Origin of the sequence: Allosphingosinicella sp. (genome assembly GCF_036387615.1) — a bacterium.
Lineage (GTDB): Bacteria > Pseudomonadota > Alphaproteobacteria > Sphingomonadales > Sphingomonadaceae > Allosphingosinicella.
In genome coordinates, this window is the sequence record NZ_DASVTH010000031.1 from 62,728 (window position 1) to 77,186 (window position 14,459).

Annotated in this window: 17 protein-coding genes, 1 tRNA gene and 1 pseudogene; 10 read left to right on the top strand and 9 right to left on the bottom strand. The window is 66.6% G+C overall.

The genetic code is table 11. The features are described 5' to 3' along the window. Positions 1-3 precede the first annotated feature (3 nt). From VF631_RS05885 to VF631_RS05900, 4 genes are read right to left on the bottom strand one after another with little or no spacing between them, the layout of a single operon-like run. Positions 4-873, bottom strand: coding sequence for a glycerophosphodiester phosphodiesterase family protein (locus tag VF631_RS05885; RefSeq protein ID WP_431849348.1), 870 nt, complete (start codon positions 871-873; stop codon positions 4-6). Next, positions 845-1,306 carry a RidA family protein gene (locus VF631_RS05890; protein ID WP_431849349.1) on the bottom strand — a complete coding sequence of 154 codons (462 nt, stop codon included), beginning with the start codon at positions 1,304-1,306 and terminating at the stop codon, positions 845-847. The genes VF631_RS05885 and VF631_RS05890 overlap by 29 nt, the downstream gene beginning before the upstream one ends. 34 nt (positions 1,307-1,340) lie before the next feature. Next, positions 1,341-1,967: an HAD family hydrolase gene (locus VF631_RS05895; protein ID WP_431849350.1), complete on the bottom strand. Its 627-nt coding sequence runs from the start codon at positions 1,965-1,967 to the stop codon at positions 1,341-1,343. Next, positions 1,964-2,233 (bottom strand): DUF3572 domain-containing protein, encoded by a 270-nt coding sequence (locus tag VF631_RS05900; RefSeq protein WP_431849351.1) that lies wholly within the window; start codon positions 2,231-2,233, stop codon positions 1,964-1,966. The genes VF631_RS05895 and VF631_RS05900 overlap by 4 nt, the downstream gene beginning before the upstream one ends. Before the next feature lie 16 nt (positions 2,234-2,249). Between VF631_RS05900 and VF631_RS05905 the strand changes: the two are divergent. Then, a pseudogene (locus VF631_RS05905) lies at positions 2,250-2,609 on the top strand (response regulator); the annotation flags it as partial. A 136-nt stretch (positions 2,610-2,745) separates the two neighbouring features. Here the strand turns inward: VF631_RS05905 and rpmG are convergent. Beyond that, entirely contained in the window at positions 2,746-2,913 is a 168-nt protein-coding gene (rpmG, locus tag VF631_RS05910) for a 50S ribosomal protein L33 (protein ID WP_431849352.1), read from the bottom strand. 164 nt (positions 2,914-3,077) lie between these two features. Here rpmG and VF631_RS05915 point away from each other — a divergent pair, with 164 nt between their 5' ends. Both VF631_RS05915 and VF631_RS05920 read left to right on the top strand, forming a co-directional pair. After that, complete coding sequence (locus VF631_RS05915) at positions 3,078-3,401, top strand: hypothetical protein (RefSeq protein WP_431849353.1); 324 nt, start codon at positions 3,078-3,080, stop codon at positions 3,399-3,401. A gap of 13 nt (positions 3,402-3,414) precedes the next feature. Next, the gene (locus VF631_RS05920) at positions 3,415-3,981 is read left to right on the top strand and encodes a TMEM165/GDT1 family protein (protein WP_431849354.1); all 567 of its coding nucleotides are present in this window, start codon (positions 3,415-3,417) and stop codon (positions 3,979-3,981) included. On the opposite strand, the gene VF631_RS05925 is transcribed toward VF631_RS05920, so the two are convergent. Then, positions 3,959-4,798 (bottom strand): metallophosphoesterase, encoded by an 840-nt coding sequence (locus tag VF631_RS05925; protein WP_431849355.1) that lies wholly within the window; start codon positions 4,796-4,798, stop codon positions 3,959-3,961. The genes VF631_RS05920 and VF631_RS05925 overlap by 23 nt on opposite strands. A gap of 112 nt (positions 4,799-4,910) precedes the next feature. Between VF631_RS05925 and VF631_RS05930 the strand changes: the two genes are divergently transcribed. The 5 genes from VF631_RS05930 to VF631_RS05950 all read left to right on the top strand — a co-directional run bounded on the left by VF631_RS05930 (position 4,911) and on the right by VF631_RS05950 (position 10,812). Continuing rightward, entirely contained in the window at positions 4,911-6,512 is a 1,602-nt protein-coding gene (locus VF631_RS05930) for a cisplatin damage response ATP-dependent DNA ligase (RefSeq protein WP_431849356.1), read from the top strand. A gap of 135 nt (positions 6,513-6,647) precedes the next feature. Next, a complete protein-coding gene (locus VF631_RS05935; protein ID WP_431849357.1) occupies positions 6,648-7,196 on the top strand; it encodes a hypothetical protein in 549 nt (182 codons plus the stop codon). Positions 7,197-8,025: 829 nt separating this feature from the next. Further along, positions 8,026-8,445, top strand: coding sequence for an RNA polymerase-binding protein DksA (gene dksA, locus VF631_RS05940; RefSeq protein WP_431849386.1), 420 nt, complete (start codon positions 8,026-8,028; stop codon positions 8,443-8,445). A 227-nt stretch (positions 8,446-8,672) separates the two neighbouring features. After that, a complete protein-coding gene (locus VF631_RS05945) occupies positions 8,673-10,067 on the top strand; it encodes a M48 family metalloprotease (protein ID WP_431849358.1) in 1,395 nt (464 codons plus the stop codon). A 25-nt stretch (positions 10,068-10,092) separates the two neighbouring features. After that, complete coding sequence (locus VF631_RS05950; protein WP_431849359.1) at positions 10,093-10,812, top strand: DsbA family protein; 720 nt, start codon at positions 10,093-10,095, stop codon at positions 10,810-10,812. A 1-nt stretch (position 10,813) separates the two neighbouring features. Here VF631_RS05950 and VF631_RS05955 read toward each other — a convergent pair whose 3' ends face one another. Then, positions 10,814-11,503 (bottom strand): RlmE family RNA methyltransferase, encoded by a 690-nt coding sequence (locus VF631_RS05955; protein WP_431849360.1) that lies wholly within the window; start codon positions 11,501-11,503, stop codon positions 10,814-10,816. Beyond that, complete coding sequence (locus tag VF631_RS05960) at positions 11,500-12,555, bottom strand: Ppx/GppA phosphatase family protein (protein ID WP_431849361.1); 1,056 nt, start codon at positions 12,553-12,555, stop codon at positions 11,500-11,502. Before VF631_RS05960 ends, VF631_RS05955 begins: the two co-directional genes overlap by 4 nt. 142 nt (positions 12,556-12,697) lie before the next feature. Between VF631_RS05960 and VF631_RS05965 the strand changes: the two genes are divergently transcribed. Beyond that, a tRNA-Gln gene (locus tag VF631_RS05965) sits at positions 12,698-12,771 on the top strand. Here the strand turns inward: VF631_RS05965 and VF631_RS05970 are convergent. After that, a complete protein-coding gene (locus VF631_RS05970) occupies positions 12,739-13,704 on the bottom strand; it encodes a LysR family transcriptional regulator (protein ID WP_431849362.1) in 966 nt (321 codons plus the stop codon). The two genes, VF631_RS05965 and VF631_RS05970, sit on opposite strands and share 33 nt — an antisense overlap. A gap of 83 nt (positions 13,705-13,787) precedes the next feature. On the opposite strand from VF631_RS05970, the gene VF631_RS05975 reads away from it, so the two are divergent. Then, the gene (locus VF631_RS05975) at positions 13,788-14,417 is read left to right on the top strand and encodes an FMN-dependent NADH-azoreductase (RefSeq protein ID WP_431849363.1); all 630 of its coding nucleotides are present in this window, start codon (positions 13,788-13,790) and stop codon (positions 14,415-14,417) included. Positions 14,418-14,459 lie beyond the last annotated feature (42 nt).

A 14,459-nucleotide genomic window follows, 5' to 3' on the forward strand; every position in this document is an offset into this window, starting at 1 on the left:
CGCTCATCCTGAGGAGCCGCTGAGCGAAGTCGAAGCGGCGTCTCGAAGGACGAACGACAGCGATCCTTCGAGACGGGCCTTCGCCGAGCTCAGTCCCTCCTCAGGATGAGCGAGGTGGAGCTCGTGGATGATCTGGTCGGCATGAAGTCGCGCCTTGGCCTGGTCCGCGGCGCTGCGGCAGGTCCAGGTGAACACCGGCAGGCCCCGCGCGCGTGCGCGGCTGGCGAACGGGGAGGGCAGATCGCGAATGTCGTAGGCGAGGAAGTCGGGCCGGGCGCGCCAGAGCGCAAGGCGGCGGCGCAGTCCCCCGCGGCGCCGCTTGCCGGCTTCGGTGACGACCAGCCCGCTCGTGATGCGGGGGGCGTGGCGGGCGAACCAGCGGCCGACCTCCGGATTGAAGGACATCACGCCAACCGGCCCTAGGTAGCCGTCGAGGGCGCGGAAAGCCGAGAGGCACAGCGCACCGACCTGCGGGTCAGGCGCCTTGACCTCGATCAGCAGCGGCACGCGGCCACGGATCAGGGAGAGGGCGGTGGGGAGATCCGGGATGGTCTCGCCGTCCCCGTCGCGGAGTGGGATGGAGGTGAGTTCGGCCGCAGTGCGGACTGCAATCGGGCCGCGCTCTCCGGTCAGCCGGTCGAGTTCGGCGTCATGGAAGACGATCGCATGTCCGTCGCGGCTGGCGCGAACGTCCAGTTCGACGCCGTGCCCCGCCTCGATCGCCGCCCGGAAGGCGGCGAGGCTGTTCTCCGGCCGGCCGGGCCCGTGCAGGCCGCGATGCGCGAACGGGAGCGGCTTCAGGCCTTCAACCCGCCTCGGGCGTGGAGCCGGGGCGAGCGCCTCGTCAATCCGGCTTGATAGCGACAACCGCATCGATCTCGACCGCGGCGCCGAGCGGAAGCACGGGTACGCCGACCGCGCTGCGGGCGTGGCGGCCGGGTTCGCCGAATACGTCCTGCATCAGCTCGGATGCACCGTTTGCGACCTTGGGCTGATCGGTGAACTGAGGCGCGCTGTTGACGAACACGCCGAGCTTCACGATCCGTTCGACCTTGTCGAGGCTGCCGAGTGCGGCCTTGATCTGGGCCAAGAGCATGATGCCACAGGCACGCGCGGCGGTGACGCCATAGGCAAGATCGCGATCCTCTCCGAGCCGGCCGGTCATCACCGCGCCGGCATCGAACGGCAGCTGGCCGGAGATGTGGAGGAGATTCCCGGCGCGCACCGCGGGCACGTAGGCGGCGACTGGGACGGCGGGTTCAGGAAGGGTGATGCCAATCTCGGCAAGGCGCTCGGTGATGCTCATGGGCGCTGGCGTAAGCACCGCGCGAGAGCTGGGGTCAAGCCTGTGGCGGACCCTGAACGAAGCGGGCGAGGATCCAGTCGGTGGCTGAATCCCAATCGTCGATGCGGACGTGGGCGTGCGGTGCTGGCGGCGTGTGAGCAGCTACGCGCGGCTCTGCGACCATGTGCAGGCGCCACACGTCAGGCGCGTGCTTGGCCACGGATTCGTGATGGACGGGAAGGTCGTCGACGAAGACGGTGGCGCTGGGGCGGAGCTCTTCGATCAACTCGAGCACCGGCCGGCCCTTGCCGCCGCGGTTGCAGAGTACGCGGTGGCGGATGTCGAAGGCTTCGAGCTGCTCGACCCGGCCGGCTTGATATTCGTCGCCGATATTGGTGAGCACGACGATGTCGGCTACCTCGCCTATGCGGGCGAGCGCCTCGGCCGCGCCGGGCACGACATTCTGGCGGTGCATCTCAGTGTCGAAGAAGCCGTCGAGCAGGGGCCAGACCCGCTCGACCCCGACGCGTGCACCGGTCCCCTTGTCCGTCAGCGCATCAGCGAAGCCCGGCGCGGACAGATCGAAACGAATCGCATGCGCTTCGTCGAGCCATTCCGCGAAGTGGCTCACCATGTGCAGCAGCACTTCGTCGCAATCCGAGATGAGGAGAGGACGGCTCATCCTTCGAGCACCCGTCGCGCATCGACCAGCTTCGTTGGGGTGACATCCAGCGCGTCGGCGCAGGCGACGAGGTCCGGCTCGTGCGCTTCGAGGAAGCCCAGTACGGCCGCGAGGAGGGTGGGGTCGTCGAGCCGGGTGCGCAAATCGTCCGGCGTGAGGCCGGTCAGCGCGAGCAGGCGGGCGGCCCGGTCGCCCTCCTGAAGCGTCCAGCCGAGTGCGGAGAGGCCGAGCGCGGCGGCCCGGTCGATTGTTTCGGGATCAGTCATCGCCTAAGGCGGCCCGGTGGGACAAAAAATCCTCGTTGTCGAGGACAACGAACTCAACCTGAAACTCTTTTGCGAGCTGCTCCGCGCCCACGGCTACCAGGCCGAGCCGGTCCGCGACGGCCGCGAGGCAATGGTCCGCGCGCGCGAGTTCAGGCCGGACCTCATAGTGATGGACATCCAGATGCCGCATATCAGCGGGCTGGAGTTGATCGAGCAGATGAAGGGCGATGGGGAGCTGAACCCGGTCCCGATCATGGCGGTCACGGCTTATGCGGCCAAAGGCGACGAGGAGCGGATCCGGGACGCCGGGGCGGAAGGCTATGTGTCGAAGCCGATTTCTGTGATGCGGTTCGTGGAGGCGGTTGCGGCATTGCTCGCGGCGGCGGAAACTCGCCATCTCACTCGCGTGACCCTGGACGAGATCCAGCGTCCATCCTCGACCGAAGGTGAAGGGGAGGTGGACCCCAGATCAAGTCCGGGATGACGGTCCAAATCCTAGCGGCTTCGGCGCGTCACTTGATCTTGGCTTCCTTGAAGTCGACGTGCTTGCGGACGACAGGGTCGTATTTGCGGAAGGTCATCTTCTCGGTGATGTTCCGCGGATTCTTCTTAGTGACGTAGAAGAAGCCCGTGTCGGCGGTCGAGACGAGCTTGATCTTGACGGTAGTCGGCTTGGCCATGTCAGCCTCTGTTCGAACTGGATTGAAACGAGAAAAGCGGCGCCGAACGCCGCTCTTGGGCGCCTCCTGCCGCGCCGAGCGTCCGCTGTCAAGGCGGGCGCGCGTTAACCGGGATGTAACCATCTTGTCCCATGCTGCGGACGGGCGAGAGCGGAGTTTCGGTGATGCGCGCGGAACAGGATGCGATGATGCTGGTGCGGGCCGATCTTTGCGAACGGCTCGAGACGCTGCGAATATTGTCCGGGCGCCAGCTCGGGCGCGACTTCGACGTTGCCGTGGCGGGGGTTCGCCAGCTTGCGGCCGCCTACGGCTTGACGCCGGTGGTGAGGCTTGCCGAAGCGCTGGAGCGGGCCGGCCGCCCCGGCGGGCCGGGCGCATGCCCGCGCGCGCTCTACCTTGATCGCCTGCAGGACGCGATCGGCTGCACCCGACTGGACGAAGCGGCCGGCCAGGCGATGATTGCGTCCGTTTCCGTCCGCTTCGCCTGACGCCCGGCCTGGAGTGGATGCCCTCCTCACCAGCTTCCTGCTCGCTGCACTCGGCGAGTGGGGCGACAAGACGCAGCTGCTCGTGCTGCTGTTCGTCGCTCGTTACGGCAAGCCGCTTCCGGTTCTAGCCGGGGTTGCGGTCGGCGCGCTCGCCAATGCGCTGCTCGCATCGGCGGGAGGCCTGCTCGTCCACGACTTCATCACCTTGCGTGCGATCTCACTGCTTGTCGCGGTGGCTCTGTTTTACGCCGGGGTAGCCGGGCTGATGGGCCGGTCGCGACCCGATGACGCGCCCCAATGGCGCACCGGGCTGTTCCTCACCACCGCGATCTGCTTCTTCCTGACCGAGTTCGGCGACAAGACGCAGTTCCTGACGTTCGCGATCAGCGCCCAATATGGCGTGCTGGTGCTTCCTGCGCTCGGCGCCACACTGGGCGTGCTCGCCGCGTCGGCTCCGGCCGCATTGATGGGCGCGAAGTTCGAGGCGGCACTGCCGGTGAAGGGGATCCGGATCGGCGCCGCGATCCTGTTACTGCTCGCCGCCTTCGTGGTCGCAATCAACGCGCTGCGGCTGGTCTAGCGGGGCCGAGGGTCAGCAGCCACATCTCCGGCTCCGTTCCGAAGCGCAGCGGAATGCCGCTCGTGCCGAGGCCCGCACCGACGACCAATGTCTTTCCGTCCTCCCGGATCAGCCCGCAGGCGTATCGCGTGCCGTACTTCGACATCGTTTTGGGCGGCCCTATCAGCGGCAGCGAGATTTGGCCGCAATGCGTATGCCCGGCCAGCATGAGCGACATGCTAGTCGGCACGTCCGGGAACGGATCGGGGCTGTGGCTGAGGAGCAGCTTGGCGCCGCCCAAGCGCCGTAGCCGGGCCAGGGTCCGCGGCAGGTCGGCGCGACCGGTGAAATCGTCGTCAAGGCCTCCTACCGCGACGGGGCCGATCCGCACGGCGTCGTTGGCGAGGACGGTTACTCCTGCGGTCCGGAGTGCGGCCACAGCGCCGGGCGCGTCGTACCAATGATCGTGATTGCCGAGTACGGCGATGGACCCGAGCCGAGGACGCAATCCGCCCAGCGGCTTCAGCGCCACTGCCATTGTATACGGTCGCTGCCCCAGGCGTTTCTCGCTGATCAGATCGCCCGCGATCAGCACCAGATCGGGTTTCAAGCGATTGATCTGCGCGACGATGCGCTCCAGCCGCTCCGGCGGCATGTCCGGTCCTTGGACGTGAATGTCTGAAATCAGCACGAGCCGGACGGGCGGAATGGCGGCAGGCCAATCGGGCATCGCGATGTCGGCGCGGCGTACGGCAGGGTCGGCGGTCGCAACCGAGTAGCACCAGGCCAGCAACCCGAGCACGAGCAGGAACGCGGCGACAAGGGTTCGGCGGAGCATCGAGGTCCTATTGACCATTCCGCGCCCCGGCGCACGTGGCGCTTCGGTCAAGTCGGCATGCAGAATCGTTGCAGCCGTGGATACCGGAGCCGGTCGGGTCGTTACGGCTGCGATGCGCGACTTCTCGCAATTGCTCGATGCGCTCGTCTACACACGTTCGCGCAACGCGAAGCTCAAGCTGATCGGCGATTATCTGAAGCGGACGCCCGATCCGGACCGCGGCTACGCACTCGCTGCACTGACCGGCGGGCTTGACCTAGCGGCGGTCAAGCCCGCGCAGATTCGGGCGATCACGGAGGAGCGGGTCGATCCGACGCTCTTCTACATGAGCCGCGATTTCGTCGGCGACTTGGCCGAAACCGTCTCGCTGCTCTGGCCCAAGCGGATCGACGAACCGGCGGAGATCGACGACGGCACCTTGCGGATCGGCGCTGTGGTCGAGCGACTGCGCTCGCTCGGCCGCTCGGAAGCCCCGCAGGTGCTCGCTCATATGCTGGATCACCTGGACGCAAGCGGCCGCTATGCTTTGCTGAAGCTCGCGACTGGGGAGCTTCGGATCGGCGTCAGCGCGCGGCTCGCCAAGCTTGCGCTCGCCCAAGCGTTCGAGCTCGACGTCGATGCGGTGGAGGAGGTGTGGCACGGGATCGGGCCGCCCTACCTGTCACTGTTCGCCTGGGCGGAAGGGAGGGGCGAGCAGCCGACTGCAAGCAACGTGCCGGTGTTCCGGCCCTTCATGCTCGCGCACGGCCTGGAGGAGACCCGCGTTTCGCTGGGGGATTATGCGGCGGAATGGAAGTGGGACGGCATTCGCGTCCAGATTGTCGGCATCGGCGGGCAGACGCGCCTCTACAGCCGGGCAGGGGACGATATCACGCGCAGCTTCCCGGAGGTCGCCGAAGCTTTCGGGGGCGAGGGCGTGCTCGACGGCGAACTGCTCGTCAAAGGCGAGTTCCAGGGCGCGGCTGACGCGCATGGCGGAGCGGCCGCCAGCTTCAACGCGCTCCAGCAGCGGCTCGGGCGCAAGGTCGTCAGCGCCAAGACGCTGAGCGACTATCCCGCGTTCGTGCGGCTCTACGATCTGCTGTTCGACGGCCGGGAGGATATCCGCCAGCTGCCCTGGTCCGAGCGGCGCGCCCGGCTCGAGGCGTTGCTGCCGCGGCTCGACCCCGACCGGTTCGACCTTTCGGCTCTGGTGGAGGCGGACAACTTCGAGCAGCTGGAGGAGATGAGGGCCGGCGCTCGCGATGCCTCGATCGAGGGCATGATGCTGAAGCGGCGCGACAGCCCCTATGTCGCCGGCCGCCGGGTCGGGCTCTGGTACAAGTGGAAGCGGGATCCGCTCACCGCCGATTGCGTGATGATGTATGCGCAGCGTGGCAGCGGCAAGCGCTCAAGCTTCTATTCCGACTACACGTTCGGCTGCTGGACGGAGGACGGCGAACTGCTGCCCGTCGGCAAGGCCTATATGGGCTTCACCGACGAAGAGTTGATGTGGCTCGATCGTTATGTGCGCAACCACACGGTGCAGCGCTTCGGGCCGGTGCGCGAGGTCGACAAGACGCTCGTCCTGGAAGTCGCGTTCGACTCGGTTCATGAGAGCAAGCGGCACAAGTCCGGACTGGCGATGCGCTTCCCGCGGATTTCCCGAATCCGCCGGGACAAACCCGCCCATGAGGCGGACCGGATCGAGACCCTGCGGCGAATGGCCTCCTGACCGGCGCCGGGCCGATCAGGAGGAAAAGCCTAGGCCTTGGCGCCAAGCTTGCGGCGGGCGACCAGGGCGGCCGCGGCGGCGCCAAACAGAAGCATCATCGGCGGAGCGGGAACCGGAGTTCCCGGAGGCGGAGGATTGCCGCTGGAGCCGCCGCTCGACGAGGAGGTGCTGCTGCTCGAACTGGTGCTGCTCGAGGTCGAGGTGCTGTTGCCGCCGAAGCTGCTGGAGCCGCTGCTGCCGCTCGATCCGGAGGAGGCGCTGCTCCCCGAACTTCCGCTGCTGCCGCTCCCGCCACTTCCGCCGGAAGACGAGCTGCTGCTCGAGGAGGAACTTGAAGACGAGCTGGAACTGGAGCTGGAGCTGGAGCTGGTCGAGACGTTTCCGCTGGAGCTGGACGTGGTGGACACGTTGCCGCTGGAGGTGGAGCCGCCGCTGGTGGACGTTGATCCGCCGCTGGTGCTGGAGGTAGTCGAAACGCCGCCAGTGGAGGTCGAGGTGCCGCCGCCGCCGGTCGACGTGCTGGTCGACGCGGTGAAGATCGCATTGCCGCCCGCGCCGCCGAAGAAGCCGCCGCTGAAGAAGCCGCCGCCGAAGCCGGGGCCGACGAAGCCGCCGCCGACCACCACCGGAACGCCTCCGCCGCCGCTCACGACGCCGCTGGGCGGCAATGGCGGCGGGGCATAGGCTAAGGGCGGCGCGGGCGGGGCCGGATAGGTGAGCGTCCGGGTGGTCGTGACCGTTTTGCCGGGCTTGACGATGCAGGAGGCTTGTTCGACGCGGGGAACGCGCTTGATCCGCTTCACGGAGACGCGCTTGCTGTCCATCGTGCGCGCCTTGGCCATCTTCACGATCGCGGGCCGGGCAGGCGGGTTTTCCGCCATGTGAATGGCGCCGCCCCCAATGATTGCGCCGCCGACGGTGCAAGCGCACAATTTCGCCAAAGCCATCTTGACCGACATACCGAGCACCCTGTTTTGCCGGAGGCTGGAAGAAGAGATGTTTCCGCCGCCAAGCTTCCTATGTGCTCGCAGCAAATCCTCAAGACGGCTCCGAGTTCAAGCGCGTTAACCATGATCTTAGGGTTAAGAGGCCGGGTTGAGGCCGGTTCGGGAACTTCTGTCCCACATAGGAACAACGCTTGAGCAGCTTTGAACTCAGCTGTCGGAATGCTTGACAGTCAAGGTCCGTGCCCGACCTCTTGCCGACCGTTACTGACCCGTACTGCCGGCCCGAGTCGCACCCGAGGCGACTCGGAACCAAGGGTCCACCCGCCGGGATAAAAATGTCACGTCCGGCTGGAAATCGGGAACCATTTTAAATCGGCTTTTGAATGGCTTGTTCACAGCCCTTGAGATGCGTATAGGCGCCGTGGGGCAAGCGCCGACAAATCCGTCTCCAGAACGGGCGGCGCGGGAAGGTAGCGGACCGGAACGCTTACCGCTGGTCCGCGGATAGGAGCGGAGGGGTTATGGCAACGGCATTAAGCGGAATATTCGAGTCGCATCATAGTTTGATGCGCGGCGGGCCGGTCGAGGCATTCTACCGGCCAAGCGCGAACGAAGAATTCATGAACCCGCTGCAGCTTTCTTATTTCAGGCAGAAGCTGCTCAACTGGAAAGAGGACATCATCCGCGAAGCGCGCGATACGATGGCCCAACTCAAGAGCGGCCCGATCCGTGAGGCGGACCTCACCGATCGCGCCAGCAGCGAGACCGACTGGGCGATCGAACTCAGGACCCGCGACCGCCAGCGCAAGCTCATCGCCAAGATCGACGCGGCGCTGCGCCGCATCGACGAAGGTGAATATGGCTTTTGCGAAGTGACCGGCGAGCCGATTTCGCTCGGGCGGCTCGAAGCGCGCCCGATCGCCACCATGACGGTGGAAGCCCAGGAGCGCCATGAGCGCCAGGAGCGCGTGTCTCGCGACGACTGAGGCGGATGGGAGGCGGCTGATCGGCTCGCCTCTCAGCCTTCCTGCTTCGGCGGCGTCCTGAGTGCGCGGTTCGTTGGCTCCGAGTGGCTGAAGCGACCGCGGCCGATGGCCAGAGATGGGCAAGGGCCGTGCTCGTGTGGCAGGAATGAGAGCCTGTTCCGGACCTGCCCCCGTGATCTGGTCTTTTTCATCTTCGGTTCAGGCCGAGATCGGGATATCTGAGCGATATGGCTGACCCATCCCGAACCCGCCGCCCCGGCCGCAACCTGCTGGCCCGGCTGGCGATGCTGTTGGCCTTGAGCTTCTCCGCGTTGATTCAGCCGGCCGCGGCCCAGTCGATCCTGCGCGATGCCGAGACCGAGGACCTGTTCCGGGACATGTCGCGCCCGCTCATCGAGGCGGCTGGCTTGCGGCCAGAAAATGTCGAGGTCGTGCTGGTCGGTGACAACAGCATCAACGCGTTCGTCGCTGGCGGCCAGATCGTCTACATCCATGCCGGGCTGCTCGCCGCCGCCGACAACGCCAACGAGGTGCAGGGCGTGATCGCCCACGAGCTCGGCCATATCACCGGGGGCCATGTGATCCGCTTCGGAGAGGGCGCAAAGGCCGCGACGGGGATCGTGCTCCTGTCGCTGCTTCTCGGAGCTGCGGCCATGGCGGCGGGGGGCGGCGAAGCGGGCGCCGGCATCATGGCCGCCGGCCAGCAAGCGGCGATGAACAAGTTCCTGGCCTTCAACCGGGTCCAGGAATCTTCGGCCGATCAGGCCGGCGCGAGCTTCCTCAACAAGGCGGGGGTCACCGGCAAAGGTTCGCTGTCCTTCTTCAAGAAACTGCAAAACCAGGAATTCCGCTACGCGATTCCACAGACCGACGATTACCCGCGCACCCACCCGTTGAGCGGCGATCGCATTCAGGCGCTAGAGGAGGTGTACCGCTCTGTTCCTTCCTGGGACAAGGCGCCCGATCCGAAGCTGGAAGAGAGATTCCAGCGGGTGAAGGCGAAGCTGGCAGGTTTCACCGACGATCCCAAGCGGACGCTGGTCAAATATCCCGAAACCGACAAGACCGTGCCGGCGCGCTACGCACGGGCTTATGCCTGGCACAAGAGCGCTTACCCGGATCGCGCGAACGCGGAGGCCGATGCGCTGCTGCAGTCCAGCCCGCGCGACCCTTACTTCCTCGAGCTCAAGGGCCAGATCCTGCTCGAATCCGGCAAGCCGCGCGAGGCGCTCGAATCGCTTCGCCAGGCGATCACGCTGGCCCCCGACCAGCCGCTCATTTCCGCCCTCTTCGGGCACGCCCTGATCTCGACCGAAGAGCAGGGCAATTTCGAAGAAGCCAAGAAGGTGCTCCGCTCCGCGATCGTTCGCGACAACACCAATCCCTTCGCTTGGTACCAACTCGGCATCGTCTATGACCGGGAGGGCGATATCGCGCGTGCATCGCTCGCCACGGCCGAGCGCTACAATCTCGAGAACAAGCCGCAGCTGGCGCTCGCCAATGCCGAGCAGGCGATGCTCGGAATTCCGATGGGCAGCCCCGATTGGGTGCGTGCGCAGGATATCGCGCTCGTTTCGCGCTCGGCGATGAACAAGGACAAGAAGCGCGGTGCGAACCGCTGATCCCGGCCTGAAGTTGGTCAGGTAGGTGGCGATCTCCGCTTCACGTGGCCTGCTGGCTGTTGCCGGCGCGACCGGCATCCTGCTCGGGGCCGCCGGCATGGCTTTCTTGGCCGGGCCGTTCGGGGCCGAGCGCGACCAAGCCAAGGTCGAGGGGATCGTCCGCGATTACCTGCTGGCCAACCCTGAACTCGTGACGGAGGCCCAAGCGAGGCTGCAGGAGCGCGAGACGGCCAAGCTGATCGAGGCCAACCGCGCGCTGATCGAAACGCCGTTCGGAAGCGCCTGGGCAGGCGCGGCGGACGGGGACGTCGTGCTGGTCGAACTGTTCGACTATGCCTGCGGCTATTGCCGCCAGAGCAACGCCGATGTCGAACGGCTGCTCGCCGAGGACAAGAAGCTGAAGGTGGTCTGGCGCGAATGGCCGGTTCTGGGCCAGGACAGCCTTGCCGCCGCCGAAGCCAGCCTCGCCGCTGCCGAGCAGGGCCGCTTTCGCCCCTTCTTCGACCAGCTGTTCGGGCAGGGACGGCCGACCGCGCCCGCGCTTCAGGCGGCACGGAGCAAGACTGGGGTCGAGGCCGCCGGCGCCCAGCCTCGCTACCGGGCCGAGATCGAGAAGAATTACGAGCTTGCTCGGCTGATTGGAGCGACCGGCACACCCACCTTCATCGTTGGAGACAAGGTGCTGCAAGGAGCGGTCGGATATGAGGCCCTCAAGGAGGCGATCGCCCAAGCCCGTCGATCATAGGCTAAGCTGGTGCTTGGGGAGCGCCCTTGAAACCCTGCGCGACCACATACCATTCCGAGGAGCCCTTGCGGCTGGCCGGCGGCTTGGCGTGTTTCACGGTCGCGAAATTCTTCTTGAGCGCCGCGACAAGGTCGTTATCCGCCCCACCCGCCAGCACCTTGGCGAGATAAGCCCCGCCCGGTCGCAATATCTCGGTGGCGAACAGGAGACCGGCCTCGACGAGGGCCATCGTCCGCAGGTGATCGGTCTGGGGGTGTCCGACGGTGTTGGCGGCCATGTCGGACAGGACGAGGTCCGCCGGCCCGCCGAGCGCTTCGCGGAGCCGTTCGGGGGCGGCTTCGTCCATGAAGTCCATCTGCAAGATGGTGACGCCGTCCAGCGGGTCGGTGGGCAGCAGATCGATCCCGACCACGGCTGCGCCGGGCGACGTTTTCCGCACCACCTGGCTCCACCCGCCGGGCGCGATGCCGAGATCGACGACGCGCTTGACGCCCTTCAGCAGCCCGAACCGCTCGTCCAGCTCCAGCAGCTTGTAGGCCGCGCGCGAGCGATAGCCTTCCGCCTTGGCGCGCTTCACGTACGGGTCGTTGAGCTGGCGCTCGAGCCACTTGGTCGAGCCCACCTTGCGGCCCCTGGCCGTCTTCACCCGGGTGCGAAGCCCGCCACCGCCGCGCCCGCTCTCCCCGCTCATATCTTGTGCCCGTCGCGCGCCATTAGCGAGCGAAGGATGCCTTCACGGATGCCGCGATCCGCGACGCCGAGCGTCTTGGCCGGCCAGATATCCATGATCGCATCGAGGATCGCGCACCCCGCCACCACCAGGTCCGCGCGTTCGAGCCCGATGCAGGGGAGGGCGGCGCGCTCCTCCAGCGACATGCCCGACATCATCCGGCTGATCTCGCGCATCGATTCGGCCGGTACCATCAGCCCGTCCACCGCGCGGCGATCGTAGCTCGGTAACGCGAGATGGACGCTGGCGAGCGTCGTCACCGTGCCGCTGGTGCCCATCAGCCGGATATTCTCCTTGTTGGCGGGAAGGAGTTCGGCGAAGCGGCGAAAGGCGTGGCGGACCCGCTCGCGCATGCGGCCGAACGCAGCGATCCGATCGGCCGTGTCCTTGAGGTCGCGGCTTTCGCTTTCCGTTAGCGAGACGACGCCCCACGGCGCGCTCCACCAGCTCTTGATGCGCGGCACCGCGGTTCCGTCCGTATCGACGAGCACGAGTTCGGTCGAGCCGCCGCCAATGTCGAAGATCAGCGCCGGCCCGTCGCCGGGCTCGAGCAGCCTGTGGCAGCCGAGCATCGCGAGACGCGCTTCTTCCTCCGGCGCGATGATGTCGAGCGCGATGCCGGTTTCGTTGTGGACTCGTTCGACGAAATCCCGGCCGTTGACCGCGCGGCGGCAGGCCTCGGTCGCGACCGAGCGGGCGAGCGACACCTTGCGCCGCCGCAACTTGTCCGCGCAGATTGCGAGCGCGCCGAGCGCCCGCTCGATGGCCGCATCGCTGATCCGCCCGCTCGCGGCCAGTCCTTCACCCAGCCGAACGACGCGCGAGAAAGCGTCAACGACCACGAAGCCGTCCTCCGCCGGCCGCGCGATCAGCAGGCGACAATTGTTGGTGCCAAGATCGAGCGCGCCATAAGTGTGCCGGGGAAACCGCCGGGCATCCGCCGGGCGGGGCGGGACCGCATGAGGCGGAGTCGAAGCCGGGACTTCCGGCGTTGTGACGGCGCTTTGCGCCATGCTCTTCACACTCTTATGTTCTCGTGCGGACGGCGGTCTTCGCCGGCCTTGACTTGCCCATAAAGTACACCGGGCGATTGTTTCGGGCAAGCGCGGTTCGGTTGACAGCCTTTGCCCCGCCGCCTATCTCGCCGGCCCGCGCTGCCCGATCGTCTAATGGTAAGACTACGGACTCTGACTCCGTCAATCGAGGTTCGAATCCTCGTCGGGCATCCAGGCTTTCTCGGCCTCCCAGCACGGATCCCATCCCGGCTCCGGCCCGAACCGTTCGGCGAGGAAATCTACGATCGCGCGGATGCGCGCTGTGCCCGCGCGGCCGGGCGGCATCACGGCGTGCAGGCCGACTTCCGGCAGGGGATAGCCGCGGAGGAGGACCTCTAGTTCGCCGGACCTGATCGCGGCTGAAGCGATGAAGTTTGGGAGCTGTACGACCCCGAGGCCCGCGATGGCCGCTTCCTTGAGCAGGTCGCCGCTATCGGCGCGCATCCTCACTGTGCCAGTCACCTGCTCGGTGCGGTCCCCGACCTTGAACCGGAATTGCTCGGACATCGCCAGGTTGGCGTAGTAGAGTAGATCGTGGCCGTTGAGGTCTTGCGGCTGCTCCGGCCGACCTTGCCGCTCCAGGTAAGCAGGGCTGGCGAGAACTGACGCGCGGACGGAGGTCAGCTTACGCGCCCTCAGGTTCGAATCCGGCAGTTTACCTATTCGGATCGCGAGGTCGAACCCACCAGCAATCAGGTCCACGCGCTTGTCGTCCAGCGAAACGTCGAGCTCGATCTTGGGATGTCGCTTTGCGAAGTCGACCAGGGCCGGGGCGAGGTGCCGCGTCCCGAAAGAGATCGGAGCGGTCATCCGGATCGGGCCGGCGACCTGCGTGACAGCGTCCGCCACCACCTCCTGCGCCGCTTCCAGCTCGGCCAGGATGTTGGCGGCGCGGGCGAAGTAGGTCTGGCCGATATCAGTCGGGCTCGCCCCTTGCGCGGTCCGCGTGAGCAGCCTTGCGCCAAGCTGCTCCTCGAGCCGCGCCACGCGTCGGCTGACAATCGACTTGGAGATGCCCATCCGCTCCGCCGCCCGCGCAAAAGCGCCGGTTTCCGCCACCCGCACGAAGGCGAGGACGTCCATGATGTCGACTGCAGAGCGTTCCATATCGTGCAACACCATGATGCGGGGCGTTGACCTACGCGCGACACCAATAACCGCCTATCTCCTGACGGACAAGGAGGACGCTCATGACCAAGGTTCTGATCATCGACAGCGCCGCGACCGGCGAGAAGTCGGTATCGCGCAAGCTCACGAACGAATTTGCCGAGCAGCTTCGCAGCCGCGAGCCCCGCGCCGAAATCATCCGCCGAGATGTCGGCCGCGCGCCCATTCCCCACCTCACAGAGGAGACGGTCGGCGCGATCCGCGGCGCGCCGGGCGATACCGAGGCCGCTGCCGCGGCGCTGGCGCTGTCCGACGCGCTGATCGCCGAACTCAAAGGAGCGGATCTGATCGTGATCGGCGCGCCGATGTACAATTTCGGCATGCCCTCGACGCTCAAGGCCTGGTTCGATCATGTCCTGCGAGCCGGCATCACCTTCCGGTATACGAGCGGCGGTCCCGAGGGGCTGGTCCGGGGCAAGCGCGCGATCGTGATCGAGGCGCGGGCGGGTCTGTATAGCGAGGGTCCGGCGGCGGGAATGGATCATCAGGAGCCGCACATCCGCACCCTGCTCGGCTTCATGGGCGTCACGGACGTGACTTATGTGCGCGCCGAGAAGCTGGCCTTTGGACCCGAAGCTGCCACCGCCGCGATTACCGAAGCGATCGAACAGCTGGACGGGATCGCTCAAACCGAGTTGGCGCTGGCCGCCTGAACATCGAGAAGCAAGCCGCTCCGCCCGCTGCCGGGGGGAGCG